This window comes from Mucilaginibacter sp. FW306-07-L (assembly GCF_058782065.1).
In genome coordinates this window covers 2,032,819-2,047,184 of record NZ_JBYSXI010000001.1, presented here as the reverse complement: position 1 = coordinate 2,047,184, position 14,366 = coordinate 2,032,819, and the positions used below count along the sequence as shown (strand labels likewise).

Below are 14,366 nucleotides of genomic sequence, written 5' to 3'. Positions count from 1 at the left end.
CAGAGGGGCCCGCTACTTGCGGGCCTCTCTGTTTATTATTAAACTCTAAAAAAATAGAATCTAAATACTAACAAATATCATAAAACAGAATCGGTTAATTATAGTTTACACTGACCACTGACCACTGACCACTGACCACTGACCACTGACCACTGACCACTGACCACTGACCACTGACCACTAACCACTAACCACTAACGTATCTGCCAGTCAATTGGCTTTTTCCCTTCTTTTGTAAGGATATCATTGGTTTTTGAGAAATGCTTGCAGCCGAAAAATCCGCTGTCGGCAGAGTAGGGGGAGGGGTGAGCGGCTTTCAGGATGTGATGTTTCCCTGCATCAATCAGTTCGGCTTTTGCCTGTGCAAACTTACCCCATAGTAAAAACACAATGCCTTCTTTTTGGTCGGATATGGTTTTGATCACCGTATCAGTAAAAATCTCCCAACCCTTTTTTTGATGCGAGCCGGGGTTGCCCGCGCGTACGGTTAGCGTAGCGTTAAGCATCATTACCCCTTGCTCTGCCCATTCAGTGAGCTCGCCATGCGATGGTATATTAAAACTGAGAATGTCCGTCACCAATTCCTTATAAATATTTTTTAATGATGGGGGAGGATTTATACCTTTTTGCACGGAGAACGACAGGCCATGTGCCTGATTAACGCCATGATAAGGGTCCTGACCAAGGATGACTACCTTCAGTTTATCAAAAGGTGTTTTATTGAACGCGTTGAATATGTCGCTGTTTTTAGGGTATACAGTTTGCCCGTTCTCTTTTTCTGATTTCAAAAATTCTCGCAGTTTTACCATGTAGTCTTTTTGGAACTCATCGCCCAAAACATTCAGCCACGAAGGCTCTAAATCTATCGCCATAAATATTGTTTGCAGATGTTGATTAAGAGTGCAAATAAACGGATATTTGCGCTTCAAATTGTTATATTACAAATTATGTCAAATATTGTTCGCTTAGTTATAGCGTGTGTAATAATGGGTGCAGGTATAACACTGTGCGCATTTGGCTTTTGGGGTTGGGGTATACCCTTGTTTTTGTTTGGCGGCATTGTGCTGGCAACCTTCTTTTTTAACGAGAACATGATTATAGCGCAATACTTTTTGCGCAAAGAAAATACCGAAAAGGCCGAAGAATGGCTGAATAAGATCACAAATTACGAAACGCAGTTGTACCGTAAACAACATGGTTACTATAACCTGCTGGTTGGGTTGATCGAGTCGCGCAAAGCACCGATGAAGTCTGAAAAATTCTTTAAAAAGGCGCTGACATTAGGTATGGGCATGTCGCATAACATCGCGTTAGCTAAACTTAGCCTTGCGGGTATAGCCATGGCTAAACGCAACAAGCGCGAAGCGCAAATGTATTTGCAGGAAGCTTCAAAAGAAGATAAGAATAAATTACTTGCCGATCAGATAAAGATGATGAAAGCGCAGATGGCGCAAATGGACAAGCAACAGGTGGTACGTGGTGGCTACCGCCAGTTCTAAAAAGATATTATTGAATTAAAGCAAAGAAAGCGATACAAGTTAAATTGTATCGCTTTTATTTTTCGTCAATAGTGCTGAAGTAGCCCGGCTCAGATGAATTACCCTGAACAGGTGTATATCTTCTTTCAGGAAACCTGAAATCATCTTCCGTCGGGTTTGAAACCTCAACCATTTTTAAAATATTCCTGATCAGCGACAAGTCAAATGTGTTCTTGTTTAATTTGATCAGGTATTCGTTTTCCGTTATCTCAAGGATTGAACCAGTCATAGTCTTTCGTATTTGCTATATTAACCATAAAGCTAAACAAGTGTTTTGATACGAAAGTTTTGTGAATTTTAACATTTCGTTAAAGAAATGTTATCAACGAAGGTGCAAAATGAAAAAGGACGGCAAATGTTGTTAAAGATTTGCCATCCCCAGAGTTATTAAAGTTATGTATTTAGCTTAATTCTGTCAACTCCCAAATTCTAAAAATTCAGGTTCAGAATAATTACGCGAACCAAGCCATTACCTCGTCCTTAGTTGGCATAGGTATATCAAGCTTCATTTTTTTACGCATACCGCCAAGGTCATTAAATACCTTGTTCGGGTTACCTGCTTTCAGTTCTTCTATCGTGTTAAAGCCCATTTTGTTCAGCACCGGCACCCATTCTGCCTTTACGCCAATGTTTACAAAATCCTCAACCGAAGTAACTTTCGCTTTCTTTTCAGGGCGCATCTGCGGGAAGAATAATACTTCCTGGATGGTGCTTTGGTTGGTCATCAGCATCACCAAACGGTCAATACCAATACCCAGGCCTGACGTCGGCGGCATACCATATTCCAGTGAACGTAAAAAGTCGTCGTCCATAGCCATGGCTTCCTCATCACCACGACCGGCCAATATCAGTTGCTCTTCCAAACGCTCACGTTGGTCTATCGGGTCATTTAACTCCGAATAAGCATTTGCGATCTCCTTGCCATTTACAAACAGCTCAAAGCGTTCTACCAAACCATCCTTGCTGCGGTGCTTTTTGGCAAGCGGTGTCATTTCGATAGGGTAGTCGGTAATAAAGGTTGGCTGAATCAGGTTAGCCTCAACCTTGGCACTGAATATCTCATCGATCAGTTTACCCTTACCCATAGAGCTGTCAACCTCTATAGCCAGGTCAGCACATACCTTGCGTAAGCCTTCCTCATCCATTTGCGATACATCTATGCCGGTGTATTTCAAAATAGAATCATACATCGAAAGCTTTTCATAAGGGCCTGCAAAGTTGATCTCGTTAGCGCCAACCTGTACCGCAGCCACACCATGTACGGCTTTGGCAACGGTTTCTAAACAAGCTTCAACCATGCTCATCATCCAGATATAATCTTTGTAAGCAACGTAAATTTCCATTGCTGTAAACTCGGGGTTGTGCGTACGGTCCATTCCCTCGTTACGGAACATTTTGCCGAACTCGTAAACCCCGTCAAAGCCCGCTACGATCAATCTTTTCAGGTAAAGCTCGTTGGCTATACGCAGGTATAAAGGCATATCCAGCGTGTTGTGGTGGGTTTTGAAAGGCCTTGCCGCCGCGCCGCCATGTATGGCTTGCAGTATTGGCGTTTCAACTTCCATCCAGCCCTGCGCGTTAAAATAATTACGCATGGTGCTGATCACTTTTGAGCGGTTGATGAAGATCTGCTTAAAATCCGGGTTTACGGTCAAATCCACGTAACGCTGGCGGTAACGCAACTCAGGATCGGTAAAACCATCATATATATTACCTTCCTCGTCGCGCTTAACCACCGGTAGCGGTTTTAACGATTTTGAAAGGATGGTCAACTCTTCGGTGTGTACTGATATTTCGCCGGTTTGGGTCAGGAATACAAAGCCCTTAATGCCGACATAGTCGCCAATATCAAGCAGTTTTTTAAAAACGGTATTGTATAAGGTCTTGTCCTCACCGGGGCAAATATCATCACGTTTAATGTAAACCTGCACACGGCCGGTAGTATCCTGTATCTCAAAAAACGATGCGCTGCCCATAATACGGCGCGTCATGATGCGGCCGGCAATGGTCACCTGTTTATAAGCATCTGGGTTGCTGCTAAAATTTTCGTTAATGTCCTTAGCCCAGGCGGTAACCTTGTATTCTTCGGCCGGGTAGGGGTCAATACCTAAATCGCGTAGATCCTGTAACGATTTGCGACGTAAAATTTCCTGTTCGGATAGCGCAATGCTCATAGTAAAAAGGTGTTTTTATTAAGGCTGCAAAAATAGGTATTTTTTATGTAAGGGCGTATTAAACGCCTAACCTTATATTAAACAATAAATTCGGTAACAATAAACCGATTAATAATTACTTTTGCACTCCAAAATTATACTGTACATGACAGCTAACGAGATACGCAAAGCTTTTCTTGATTTTTTTGCTTCTAAAGGCCATACCATCGTGCCATCCGCACCTATTGTAGTTAAAAACGACCCTACACTGATGTTCACCAACGCGGGCATGAACCAGTTTAAGGATATATTTTTAGGTGAGGCACCGGCGAAAAGCTCACGCGTGGTTGATACCCAACGCTGCCTGCGTGTATCGGGCAAACATAACGATCTGGAAGAGGTGGGCATTGATACCTATCATCATACCATGTTTGAGATGCTGGGCAACTGGAGCTTTGGCGACTACTTTAAAAAAGAGGCCATTGCCTGGAGCTGGGAGCTACTGACCGAAGTATATAAATTACCAAAGGATCGCCTCTACGTAACCTACTTTGAAGGCGACCAAAAAGAAGGACTGGAAACAGATACCGAAACCCTGGAGCTTTGGAAACAGTATGTTGACGAAAGCCATATACTGCCCGGCAACAAAAAGGATAACTTTTGGGAAATGGGCGAAACCGGACCTTGCGGACCTTGTTCGGAAATACATTTTGACAGCCGACCTGACAGCGAACGTGCCGAAGCGGATGGTGCAAAGCTGGTAAATGCTGACCACGACCAGGTTATCGAGATATGGAATAATGTATTTATGCAGTTTAACCGTTTAAAGGATGGTTCGCTGCAACCGCTACCGGCCAGGCATGTGGATACCGGTATGGGCTTTGAACGTTTGGTGCGTGTGCTGCAAGGCAAAACATCAAATTACGATACCGATATATTTCAGCCGTTGATTCAGTTTATTGCGGAGAAAAGCGGTATTAACTATGGGATTAATCCTTCCGAGCATGTGATAGGAGGGATTAACGGAACGGTTAGAAGTGATAAATCAGATATTGCTATGCGAGTTATTGCTGATCATATCCGTGCCATTAGCTTTGCTATTGCTGACGGGCAACTACCATCAAACAATAAAGCCGGCTATGTTATCCGTAGGATATTACGTAGAGCCGTGCGCTACTCATACCAATACTTAGGTTTTAAGGATCCATTTATTAACCAATTAGTGCCTGTTTTGGCTGAACAGTTTAAGGGTGTGTTTGATGAATTGTGGGAGCAGAAGGATTTCGTGCAGAAGGTAGTGAATGAGGAAGAGGTTGCATTTTTGCGCACGCTCTCATCTGGTATTAAGAGATTTAATGAAATTACTTCTGTTGCTTATCTTGGACAAACAACAATCCATGAAGATGGATCGCAAACCCATGTAAATTATCCGAATGTTGTTTCTGGTAAACATGCATTTGAATTATCTGATACCTATGGCTTTCCAATAGATTTGACAGAGCTCATGGCACGCGAAAAAGGTTGGACAGTTGATATAGAAGGTTATGAAGCCGCTCTCCAAGAACAAAAAAACCGCTCCCGTGCTGCCACCGCCATTGATACTGGCGACTGGATCGTGTTAAAACAAGATGATGTGGTAGCGTTTGTTGGTTATGATGAAACCGAGGCTGTTGCCCATGTGGTAAAATACCGCAAGGTAACGGCTAAAGGTAAAGAGCAATACCAGATCGTGCTGGATAAAACACCTTTTTACGCCGAAAGCGGTGGCCAGGTGGGCGATAAGGGCGAACTCGTTTTTCCGGATGGAGAGATCGTTTACGTAACCGATACCAAGAAAGAGAATGGCCTTACCGTTCATTTTACCGATACCTTGCCAGAGGGCATCAGCGATGCGTTAACCGCCATTGTTGAGCCTGCTTTACGCCATAGCAGCGAGAGCAACCACTCGGCCACACACTTACTGCACGCCGCGCTTAAACAAGTGTTAGGTACGCACGTAAACCAAAAAGGCTCTTTAGTTAATGCCGATTACCTGCGTTTCGATTTCTCGCATTTCGCTAAGGTGACCGACGAGGAAATAGCGCGGATAGAAGCGATAGTCAATGCCAAAATACGCGAGAACATCAACCTGAAAGAAGAACGTAACGTGCCGTATCAGCAAGCCTTAAACAGTGGTGTAACCGCACTGTTCGGCGAGAAGTATGGCGATCATGTACGCGTTATCACTTTTGATGATGATTTTAGTAAGGAGCTTTGCGGCGGTACGCACGTAAAAGCTACCGGGCAAATCGGTTTCTTTAAGATAACCAGCGAAAGCGCTGTGGCCGCCGGTGTACGCCGTATCGAGGCTATTACGGGTATAGCTGCCGAGAATTACATCAATGCGCAAAGTTTTCTGATCAACCAGTTGAAAGAGCTGCTTAAAAATCCGAAGGATATTACCAAAAGTATCGAGAGCCTGATCAGCGAAAATGCCGGACTTAAAAAAGAGCTTGAAAAAAGCGTGCTCGAAAAAGCTGCTGGTTTAAAAGATGATCTGGCTAAAACGGCCGAAAATATAAACGGCATCAACTTCATCGCCCAAAAAGTGGCGCTGCCAAATGCCGACGCGATCAAGAACCTGGCTTACAACCTGAAAGATATCGTCAGCGACCTGTTCCTGGTATTGGCTGCTGAAATTGACGGCAAGCCAAGCCTTACCGTGATGATAGCTGAAAACCTGGTGAAAGATAAAGGTCTGAACGCTGGCACTATTGTACGCGAACTGGCTAAGGAGATACAAGGCGGCGGCGGTGGTCAGCCATTTTATGCAACTGCCGGTGGTAAAGATGTTACCGGGATTGATAGGGCACTCCAAAAAGCGAAAAGTTTTGTAGCCTAACCTGGCACCGGTAAAATAGTAAAGGGTCAATTACCACAAGTAATTGACCCTTTTACAATTACAAAAAACTGATTTTACAGCAAACTTTCAATCGCCAAACGGTATGAATCCATTCCAAAACCGGCAATAACACCCTTGCAATTTTTAGCCAGCATGGATGAATGCCTGAAGTCCTCACGTTTATATACATTGCTGATGTGCACCTCAACCACCGGGGTGTTAATGCCCGCAATAGCATCACCTATGGCTACAGAGGTATGCGTGTAAGCTCCGGCGTTTATAACAATGCCGTCAAACGTAAAGCCTACTTCATGCAGTTTATTTATAATTTCGCCCTCTACATTGCTTTGGTAGTAGCTAATGGAAACATCCGGGTAGCGGGCTACCAGTTGTTCCAGGTAACTTTCAAAACTGGCATCGCCGTAAATTGATTTTTCGCGCACGCCAAGCAGGTTTAAATTGGGGCCGTTAATTATCTGTATATTCATGGTGCCCAAACTTAGGTATAAATTAATAAAAGTAAAATTACGGTGAACTGGCAGCAGGCAATAAAAAGTTTTCAGGCGTATTTAAAGCTCGAGCGTTCGTTGTCGGCAAACTCTGTTGAGGCCTACAGTCGTGATATTGATAAGCTGGCCCAGTTCTCGACAGTTGATCCTGGCAACATAATCCAGCCGAATAAAATAACCCTTGCTGATCTGCGCCGTTTCCTGGTATGGGTAAATGAGTTGGGTATGCTGCCCGCATCCCAGGCGCGTATACTGTCGGGCATTAAAGCATTCTACAAATATATGCTGATGGAGGACTTGATGGCCATCGACCCGTCCGAACTGCTTGAAGCACCTAAAATACAGCGTAAGTTGCCCGATACACTGAGTTACGATGAGATCAACCGCATCATATCCGTGATCGATCTGTCAAAACCGGAAGGCCCGCGAAACAAGGCTATACTGGAGGTACTATATAGCTGTGGGCTACGGGTGTCTGAGTTAACCGAACTCAAAATATCAAACTTATACCTCGATATTGAATTTATAAAAGTTACCGGTAAAGGGGATAAGGAGCGGCTGGTACCCATTGGTGGAGCCGCTATAAAAGCGCTCAAAATCTGGCTGGATGAAGTAAGGATTCATATCCATGTAAAGAAAGGGGAGGAGGACATGGTTTTTTTAAACCGCCGGGGCAGCAAGTTAAGCCGGGTATTTATTTTTATGATGCTAAAGGATCTGGCCATACTTGCCAGTATACATAAAAACATTAGTCCGCATACATTCAGGCATTCATTCGCTACTCATTTAGTTGAGGGCGGCGCGGATCTGCGTGCCGTTCAGGAAATGCTTGGCCATGAAAGCATTACAACGACAGAGATCTATACCCACCTTGATCGGGACTTTTTGCGGTCAACTATTAACCAATACCATCCAAGGCGATGATGTTCTATAAAGAATTAAAGAGAAATTAAACACAAAATAATATAAAAGGTTTTGTAGCCTTCATCCTGATAAGCCCTAAGAAAGCCAGTTTGTAACAATCGTTTAACTAAAATAAATTATTTAGGAGTAAAATCAACATCGAAATCATAATGCTAAAACAATTAAGTATTTGCATATTTTAATAAAATTATAAATTCTGATGCTCAAAATGTAACAATTGCAATACAAGCATAGGTTTAGTGTCATATTTTGAAAAGCGTATTTTTTTTGAAATAATATTTTGATAAACCGTTTTTGTTGATTTAATTTGTTGTACCGATTAAATAAACGTCACAATCACAAGTAAAACGTTCAAGCTTGTTAGGTTGACAATATATAGCTCTAATAAATAACCATTTTTTTAAACTTTCTAACCCGAAATCTATGCGTAAAATTTTTACTTTGCACATTCCTCTTATTGCTTGATTGCGTTAACTATTTGTTAATCAGCAATATGCCGCTACGCGGTTAATCATTTCTTTTATTTCAACAATCTAAAAATATCCATTAATATGCGATACTTATGGCTGTGCTTTGTGGTTTTTTCTGCAACCACTATTAAAGCATCAACAGGCTTGGCTAAGGGTAAAAGTGAGAGGATAGGCAAATTTGAACTATTTTTACAACAGGATACTGTTCGTAAAGATACCTCAGCAACAGACAGCTTATTAAAAGACAGTTTAGTTGGCATGCAACGCACGTTGTATAACCGCCGTACTGACAGTGTGAAGGTTAAGCCCGATGAACTAACCTTATTTCCTGCTATTTCTCTTCAACAATATTTGAAAGGCCAATATGCGGGCTTGTACATTCAGGAGCCATCCGGCGAACCGGGAACTGTACAAAATATGTTTATACGTGGTGCGGCAATGCCTTTGCTGTCTCGTAAGGAACTATATCAAACACAACCACTTATCGTGCTTGATGGCATCCCGCTCATCACTGAGCACCCGTTCGCGTTTGACCTGCAACAGTATGATTTTAACCGCCCCGGCCCGGCAACAAACGTTTTTGCCAATATCGATATGAATAATATCGCCTCGGTTGAAGTATTGTCAGACCTAGCCGCTTCGGCTGTATATGGTCCGCGTGCGGTAAACGGCGCTATTGTGCTTTCATCAAAAAGGCCGGGCAATGTTCGCAGCATCAGCTTTAACTCTTATATAGGCATGGTGCAGCGCCCATCGGTAACAACAATCAATGGTAAGTATGAAAATGCTTTCAGGCAGCGTTTTTATGACCTTTATACCACCAACGGCCGTTATTCAGATGACGAAAATTACCCGATCTACCTGAGCGATTCCTTAAACAATGTTTACAGCGGCCGTTCAGACTGGACCGACCTTTATTACCGCAATGCCTTGATACATGGTATTAACTTCGGTATTTCAGGCGGTACAGACCGTGCTAACTTCCGTTTCTCTTTAGGCAATACAAAAAGCCAGGGAGTTGCTGATAATACCGGCATTGACAGGTACAGCGCCATGTTTAACATCACCATGAAACCTATAAAATGGTTATTGTTCTCGGCTATGGTGAATGCTAACCGTTTAGAGCGCGACCGCAACCGTTATCTGCGCGACCGTTTTACACAGGTTAATTATTTCCCTGACCTGAGTGCACCGCTGCCTCCGAACAAGCAATACTATGCTGATTATATCAATCAGTATAATAAAGGTTTTGACGATAATAAAACCAACCTTATACAGGGTTACGCCCGTATTGGCATAGAGCTGGGTAAATTTAAATGGAACACAACATTTGGTGTTGATTATAACGAGGGTTACCGCGATGTGTTTTATGCACGTACCTTATTACAAGGTAGCAGCTACGCATCTAACTATTATGGCTTTAACCAGCGTTTAATGTTGGATAACAAAGGCACTTATGATTTAAAGATCGCTAAAACACAGGACCTGCATTTAGAGATCGGCCAGTCAATACAGTGGGACACTTATAAGTATACCAATGCGTATGCTTATAAAGGTGCCAATGATTACATCAAGATCAACCTTCTGGAGTCTGACCCGGGCAACGGTAATTATCTTAACCCGGTAGCCTTTCCTAAGGAGCTTACCTACCGTTTTCTGGATAAGACAGGCGATAACCTGATCTCATTTTATGGTAAGGCAGACTATACCATAAATGATAAATACATGTTTTCGGCAACCATGCGTACCGATGGTTCATCAAACGCGCAACCAACACACCGCTGGTTTTTCTCACCGGTGCTATCGGCTGCTTGGAGCATGAAAAATGAGTTTTTGCAGGATAACAATACTTTCAGTGATTTGATATTGCGTGCAAGCGTAGGCCGTATGGGTCGCCTTAACGCGTATGACAATTACGCGCAAGGGCCACAGTATACTGCTACAACAGGTTACACAGGCAATATTACCGTACCAGGTTACAACGCTATAGCGGTATTAACAAGGCCTTACTCTGCCGGTTGGATAGGATACGGTATTCCGTGGTCTTATTCAAACCAGATCAACGTAGGTGTTGATGCCGGTTTTTTTGCTGAGCGCTTACGCCTGTCAATAGATGTTTATTCAAAAACTGAAAAGAATCTGATCATTGGTATTCCTGATTTTGCTGAGTATGGTTATAAGCAAGCGCTTGAAAGCGGTATGTCAGTAAATAACCGTGGTGTTGACCTTACAATAAAAGCTGACATTATTAGGCAGAGCACATTTGGCTGGACTTCATCCCTTAACCTTAACCACAACAGCAATAAACTAAAAGCACTACCTCGCGGACTTAACGAACTGATAATCGGTAACCGTTTACTAAAAGTAGGGCAACCGTTTGATCAGTATTGGGTATTGCAAAATGAGGGTATTTACACCAATAACAGTGAAATACCAGTTGTTAACGGCCAGCCATTAAAATACAATGGTATTGCCTTGCAGCCGGGTGACCCTCGCTGGAGAGATATTAATGGCGATAACGCGATAGATAACAATGATAAAGTACTGGCAGGCCACTCATTGCCAACTATTGCAGGTGGTTTTGATAATAACCTGCGTTACGGTAGCTGGAACCTGAACCTGAACTTCTACTTTAATCTTGGCCGTAAGCTGATCAACCAGGAAATGGCTAACAGGTTTGATTTTGTAAACCACGAAGGTAATAGCAACATCAGTTCAGTTAAAGAGATCACTTTTTGGGAAAAACGCGGCGATTACTCAAAATATCCGCTTTATAACCCATGGAGCACGGTTATACCATATCGTACCGATCAGGATCTGTTTTTGGAGAACGCCTCTTTCCTGAAACTGCGCACCATTGCTTTAGGGTATGACCTTACCAAGCTGCTCAGCAAAAAGAATATCAAGGTAACCAGGATATATGTTTATGGCTCGGTACATAACGTGTTTACCATAACACCTTATACAGGCCAGGACCCTGAATTGGTTAGTTACGATGGTTTTGATACCGGTTACGGCCAGCCAATACCGCGTACCTATACGCTTGGTGTAAAAATGGATTTATAAACAGGATGTAAAGAAAATCTTAAAATCAATAATGAAAAAGATATTATACATAAGCCTGATGTTTTTAGTAGCTCTTGCCGGGTGTAACAAAATCCTTGATAAGGATTCGGTACGCGTGGTTGGCGAAAAGAACATGTGGAACAAACTGGAAGATGCACGTGCCGGTATAATGGGTGTTTACGCGCTTACCAGGGCAGCCCTGTCTGACAATAATGGACACTGGATATACGGTGATGTACGCACGGGCGAATTTATGAGCCCTAACCGCCAAGATTTAAAAGCGATAACTTCGAACCAGTTAAATGCCTCTTACCCAACAGTTGAAGCACTGTCAGACTGGACACGGTTTTACGCCATAATAAACTCTGCCAACATTTTTTTAGAGCGTATTGGCGAAATTAAAGCTGTTGACAGGCGCTACACCGAAAACAATATGGTGGTTGATATGGCGCAGGCCCGTTTACTAAGGGCATTCGCTTATTTTTACATGGTACGTATATGGGGCGATGTGCCTTTTATAGTAAGCTCACACGATGGTAAGTTTGAAAATAAACCCCGTGAAGCACAAGCGAAAATATTGGTTTGGGTTGAGCAGGAGTTACTTGCCGCGGCCAATGATCTGCCATTTATTTATAGTGGAAACGATGAGCAGCAGCCGGGCCAATACTATGGTGAAAATGATACCAGGTGGGGTGGGGCGCTGGCTACAAAAAATTCAGCTTATGCCATATTAGCCCATGTGGCCGCATGGCAGGGTAACTATGATGATGTAGCCACTTATGCAAAATTTGTTGAAGACAATTACGGCAAAAGCCGCATAGGTTATCAGTCAACCAATGATCTAACAAAGTCTGATGGATTTTTCTATAATAAAAATACCAGCCAGATGTTTGGTTTCAACTCTGATTGGGGGCATATAGATGGTTCAGTAACCGGCCATATCGAAGAGCTTACACTTGCTCAGCCGGTAGTTACCAAAAACGTACCTGACATATACATGCCAAAGGATACCATTATTAAAGTGTTTAACCTGACAAATGATGAGCGGTTTAGCCTTGATACACTCGGCCAGCCGAGAAGCGAAAGATACTTTACCAATTTTAATGGTAAGTACCCCATCTTCAGTAAGATCAAAGTTATACAAGGCGGTACTACTGATCCCAACTTCAGGTACTTTACCAGCGCGTTGATATTTACCCGCTTGGAAGATATTGTGTTGTTGCGTGCCGAAGCATTAGCCGTATTAGGCGATCGGAGTGGTGCGCTAACAGAAATTTCTAATATCGTATCTCGTCGTGGAGTTAATGAAATAACAATCAACGGAGAGATAATCGATTTTGTTTTTCAGGAACGGAGACGTGAATTGATGGGTGAGGGGCAGCGCTGGTATGATCTTGTTCGCTATAATAAGATCAAACAAAATAATCCTGAATTTATGCAGCTTATTGCTTCACAAGGTATTTACTGGCCGGTATCGCGCAAACTTATCTCTCAAAATAGTCAATTAACACAAAATCCTTACTGGAAATAAAATATACATATATGAATACTTTGAAAAGATATATGAAAGCTCCGGCACTGCTGTTTTGTGTAGCAGCAACGCTTTTTGCCTGTAGTAAAGATGGCGGGTATTATAATGCATCAAATAACGATCCGCAGTTTGCGGGCAATACTTACGAGTATTTAAAAAGCAAACCAGGCGTATATGATTCATTGATATCAGTGGTTGACCGCATGGGTTTAAAACAAACGCTTACTGATAGTAACGTTACTTTGTTTGCGGTAACCAACCCCAGCTTTCAATTAGCTATTACCAACCTTAATACGCTGCGCAGGCAAACCGATAAAGATCCGCTTTACCTGTCAAACATTGATGGTGTACACCTTGATACCATGGCTTCCTATTATATCATAAGAGGTAAGCTAACGTCAGACTCATTAACTCTGCAAGACGGGCTTGATCTATCGAGCGTACGTTTCGCGTTCCCGATGCATGGCAAACTAATCCGGAATTCAGCTTCGGGTAACGTAGGTGCCGGCCCCGTAGCAGTTGAATTCAGTAACACAAAACGCAGCAAGTTTGTGCGTAACTGGTCAACTACTACAACCGGCTCAAACAACATCATGACTAAGAATGGTGTAGTACATGTAGTTAGCCCTGACCATATTTTTGGGTTTGACGAGTTTGTTACCCGCCTCACATTCGTACCGCCTCCACCAAACCTGATGACGGAAATAGGCGGTAAGCTTACTGTATTGCGTGATAACAATGGCGGGCCTGACAATGGTGAAGGTTCAAAAAAAGTTATTGATGGAGATGACCATACCAAGTTCCTGGCTGAATTTCAAGGCCGTATATGGATGCAGTATGAACTTAAAGAGCCGGCAGTATCAGGCGTTTACACGCTTATATCAGCAAATGACTCACCTGACCGTGACCCGCGAGCCTGGACTTATGAAGGTTCAATGGACGGTAAAATATGGTTTGAGTTAGACAGGCGCAGCAATTTCTTTTTTGAAGATAGATATCAAACCAAGGTATTCAGATGCAGCAACACTGTCGCTTATAAATACTATCGCATAGATATTACCGAAATTAACGGTAGCGGCGCGTTTCAGTTAGCCGAATGGACAATTAACCGTGCAAATTAAGAGATGAGTTTAAAAAGATATAACATGATCCCTAACATGCATATAAAAAATAATAAGCAATTTATATTGTTACTGCTCACGCTTGTAACACTAAGCAGTTGCAAAAAAATATTTGACTTACCTGATGAGAAGGACTATTTAAGCTCAAATATTAATTACAACAACAAAGTTTT

10 protein-coding genes are annotated in these 14,366 nt (G+C 42.7%); 6 read left to right on the top strand and 4 right to left on the bottom strand.

Annotated features, from left to right (window positions below; translation table 11 throughout):
• Nucleotides 1-194: 194 nt before the first annotated feature.
• Nucleotides 195-872 (bottom strand): uracil-DNA glycosylase, encoded by a 678-nt coding sequence (gene ung / locus AC3WJC_RS09000; protein WP_492398748.1) that lies wholly within the window; start codon nt 870-872, stop codon nt 195-197.
• A gap of 75 nt (nt 873-947) precedes the next feature.
• Between ung and AC3WJC_RS08995 the strand changes: the two genes are divergently transcribed.
• Nucleotides 948-1,499, top strand: a complete 552-nt coding sequence (locus AC3WJC_RS08995; protein ID WP_492398747.1) for a tetratricopeptide repeat protein — start codon at nt 948-950, stop codon at nt 1,497-1,499.
• 55 nt (nt 1,500-1,554) lie between these two features.
• Here the strand turns inward: AC3WJC_RS08995 and AC3WJC_RS08990 are convergent, their stop codons facing one another.
• Nucleotides 1,555-1,767, bottom strand: coding sequence for a hypothetical protein (locus AC3WJC_RS08990; RefSeq protein ID WP_492398746.1), 213 nt, complete (start codon nt 1,765-1,767; stop codon nt 1,555-1,557).
• 223 nt (nt 1,768-1,990) lie between these two features.
• A complete protein-coding gene (lysS, locus tag AC3WJC_RS08985) occupies nt 1,991-3,712 on the bottom strand; it encodes a lysine--tRNA ligase (RefSeq protein WP_492398745.1) in 1,722 nt (573 codons plus the stop codon).
• 145 nt (nt 3,713-3,857) lie between these two features.
• Here lysS and alaS point away from each other — a divergent pair, with 145 nt between their 5' ends.
• Nucleotides 3,858-6,572 carry an alanine--tRNA ligase gene (gene alaS / locus AC3WJC_RS08980; RefSeq protein ID WP_492398744.1) on the top strand — a complete coding sequence of 905 codons (2,715 nt, stop codon included), beginning with the start codon at nt 3,858-3,860 and terminating at the stop codon, nt 6,570-6,572.
• A 74-nt stretch (nt 6,573-6,646) separates the two neighbouring features.
• On the opposite strand, the gene aroQ is transcribed toward alaS, so the two are convergent.
• Nucleotides 6,647-7,060 (bottom strand): type II 3-dehydroquinate dehydratase, encoded by a 414-nt coding sequence (aroQ, locus tag AC3WJC_RS08975; protein WP_492398743.1) that lies wholly within the window; start codon nt 7,058-7,060, stop codon nt 6,647-6,649.
• 42 nt (nt 7,061-7,102) lie between these two features.
• Between aroQ and xerD the strand changes: the two genes are divergently transcribed.
• From xerD to AC3WJC_RS08955, 4 genes are all read left to right on the top strand, one after another.
• Nucleotides 7,103-8,005, top strand: a complete 903-nt coding sequence (gene xerD, locus AC3WJC_RS08970; protein WP_492398742.1) for a site-specific tyrosine recombinase XerD — start codon at nt 7,103-7,105, stop codon at nt 8,003-8,005.
• A 551-nt stretch (nt 8,006-8,556) separates the two neighbouring features.
• Nucleotides 8,557-11,541, top strand: coding sequence for a SusC/RagA family TonB-linked outer membrane protein (locus tag AC3WJC_RS08965; protein ID WP_492398741.1), 2,985 nt, complete (start codon nt 8,557-8,559; stop codon nt 11,539-11,541).
• 31 nt (nt 11,542-11,572) lie between these two features.
• Nucleotides 11,573-13,072: a RagB/SusD family nutrient uptake outer membrane protein gene (locus tag AC3WJC_RS08960; protein WP_492398740.1), complete on the top strand. Its 1,500-nt coding sequence runs from the start codon at nt 11,573-11,575 to the stop codon at nt 13,070-13,072.
• Between the two features lie 11 nt (nt 13,073-13,083).
• Nucleotides 13,084-14,193: a fasciclin domain-containing protein gene (locus AC3WJC_RS08955; RefSeq protein ID WP_492398739.1), complete on the top strand. Its 1,110-nt coding sequence runs from the start codon at nt 13,084-13,086 to the stop codon at nt 14,191-14,193.
• The last annotated feature ends 173 nt before the right edge of the window (nt 14,194-14,366 follow it).

Coding starts and splice junctions, on each gene's coding strand:
- ung (WP_492398748.1), bottom strand. CDS start 872: ATGGCGATAGATTTAGAGCCTTCGTGGCTGAATGTTTTGGGCGATGAG.
- AC3WJC_RS08995 (WP_492398747.1), top strand. CDS start 948: ATGTCAAATATTGTTCGCTTAGTTATAGCGTGTGTAATAATGGGTGCA.
- AC3WJC_RS08990 (WP_492398746.1), bottom strand. CDS start 1,767: ATGACTGGTTCAATCCTTGAGATAACGGAAAACGAATACCTGATCAAA.
- lysS (WP_492398745.1), bottom strand. CDS start 3,712: ATGAGCATTGCGCTATCCGAACAGGAAATTTTACGTCGCAAATCGTTA.
- alaS (WP_492398744.1), top strand. CDS start 3,858: ATGACAGCTAACGAGATACGCAAAGCTTTTCTTGATTTTTTTGCTTCT.
- aroQ (WP_492398743.1), bottom strand. CDS start 7,060: ATGAATATACAGATAATTAACGGCCCCAATTTAAACCTGCTTGGCGTG.
- AC3WJC_RS08965 (WP_492398741.1), top strand. CDS start 8,557: ATGCGATACTTATGGCTGTGCTTTGTGGTTTTTTCTGCAACCACTATT.
- AC3WJC_RS08960 (WP_492398740.1), top strand. CDS start 11,573: ATGAAAAAGATATTATACATAAGCCTGATGTTTTTAGTAGCTCTTGCC.
- AC3WJC_RS08955 (WP_492398739.1), top strand. CDS start 13,084: ATGAATACTTTGAAAAGATATATGAAAGCTCCGGCACTGCTGTTTTGT.